The following is a 1,745-nucleotide window of genomic DNA, read 5'->3' on the forward strand; positions in this document are numbered from 1 at the left end:
ACCCGGCGCTGCTTGAGTTCGGGCAGCTTCGCGCCGGGCACCCCCCGCTTGACACCGATGAGGGCGTCCATCAGGCGCAGGCCCTCGAAGGCGTCGCGGGCGTAGCGGACCTCGCCCTCGTAGACCTCGTGCAGGTCCTGCTCGACATAGGCCCGGGTCAGGGCGGCGCCGCCCAGGATGACCGGGAAACGAGCGGCCAGACCGCGCTGGTTCAGCTCCTCCAGGTTCTCCTTCATGATCACCGTGGACTTCACCAGCAGCCCCGACATCCCGATCACATCGGCCCGGTGCTCCTCAGCAGCCTCGAGGATCGCCGAGACCGGCTGCTTGATCCCCAGGTTGACCACGTTGTAGCCGTTGTTGGACAAGATGATGTCGACCAGGTTCTTGCCGATGTCATGCACGTCCCCACGCACCGTGGCCAGCACGATCGTGCCCTTGCCCTCGGTATCCGACTTCTCCATGTGCGGCTCTAGATACGCGACCGCCCTCTTCATCACCTCGGCGGACTGCAGCACGAACGGCAACTGCATCTGCCCCGAACCGAACAGCTCACCGACGACCTTCATACCGTCCAGCAGCGTCTCGTTCACGATGTCCAGCGCCGGCCGCTCCACCAGCGCCGCATCCAGATCCGCCTCCAGACCATTGCGCTCACCATCAATGATCCGCCGCTTCAGACGCTCCTCCAACGGCAGCGCCGCCAGCTCCTCGGCCTTGCCCGCCTTCAACGACTTCGCCGTGGCCCCCTCGAACAGAGCCATCAGCTTCTGCAACGGGTCATACCCCTCGGCACGACGGTCATAGATCAGATCAAGAGCGGTGGTCACCTGCTCCTCGTCGAAACGGGCGATCGGCAAGATCTTCGAGGCATGCACGATCGCCGAATCCAGACCCGCCTTCACACACTCGTCCAGGAACACACTGTTGAGCAGGATCCGCGCGGCCGGGTTCAGACCGAAGGAGATGTTCGACAGACCCAGCGTGGTCTGCACGTCCGGATGGCGGCGCTTCAGCTCCCGGATGGCATCGATGGTGGCGATGCCGTCCCCACGGGACTCCTCCTGACCGGTACAGATGGTGAAGGCCAGGGTGTCGATGAGAATGTCGGACTCGAGGATGCCCCAGTTCCCCGTCAGATCGGCGATCAGCCGCTCGGCGATCTCCACCTTCTTCTCCGGCGTACGGGCCTGGCCCTCCTCGTCGATGGTCAGCGCGATCAGCGCCGCACCATGCTCCCCGGCAAGCCGGGTGACCTTCGCGAACCGCGAATCGGCACCATCGCCGTCCTCGTAGTTGACCGAGTTGATCACCGCACGGCCCCCGAGCTTCTCCAGCCCGGCCCGCAGGACATCGACCTCGGTGGAGTCCAGCACGATCGGCAGAGTCGACGCGGTCGCGAAACGGCCCGCCAGCTCCTCCATGTCGGCCACACCGTCCCGGCCCACATAGTCCACACACAGATCCAGCAGATGCGCACCCTCCCGGATCTGCTCCCGGGCCATCTCCACACAGTCGTCCCAACGGCCCTCCAGCATGGCCTCACGGAACTTCTTCGACCCGTTCGCGTTCGTCCGCTCACCGATCGCCAGATAAGAGGTGTCCTGCCGGAACGCCACCGACTGGTACAGCGACGCCGCCCCCGGCTCCGGACGCGGCTCACGCACCGCCGGGGCCATGCCCCGCACCCGCTCGACCACCTGACGCAGATGCTCCGGCGTCGTACCACAGCAGCCGCCCACCAG

1 protein-coding gene is annotated in these 1,745 nt (G+C 65.7%); it reads right to left on the reverse strand.

Annotated elements, in window-relative coordinates:
* A partial coding sequence (locus ADK64_RS04965) for a dihydropteroate synthase (protein ID WP_159046164.1) occupies nucleotides 1-1,745 on the reverse strand: 1,745 nt, incomplete at both ends.

The organism is Streptomyces sp. MMG1121 (assembly GCF_001280015.1).
In the GTDB taxonomy this organism is placed as follows: domain Bacteria; phylum Actinomycetota; class Actinomycetes; order Streptomycetales; family Streptomycetaceae; genus Streptomyces.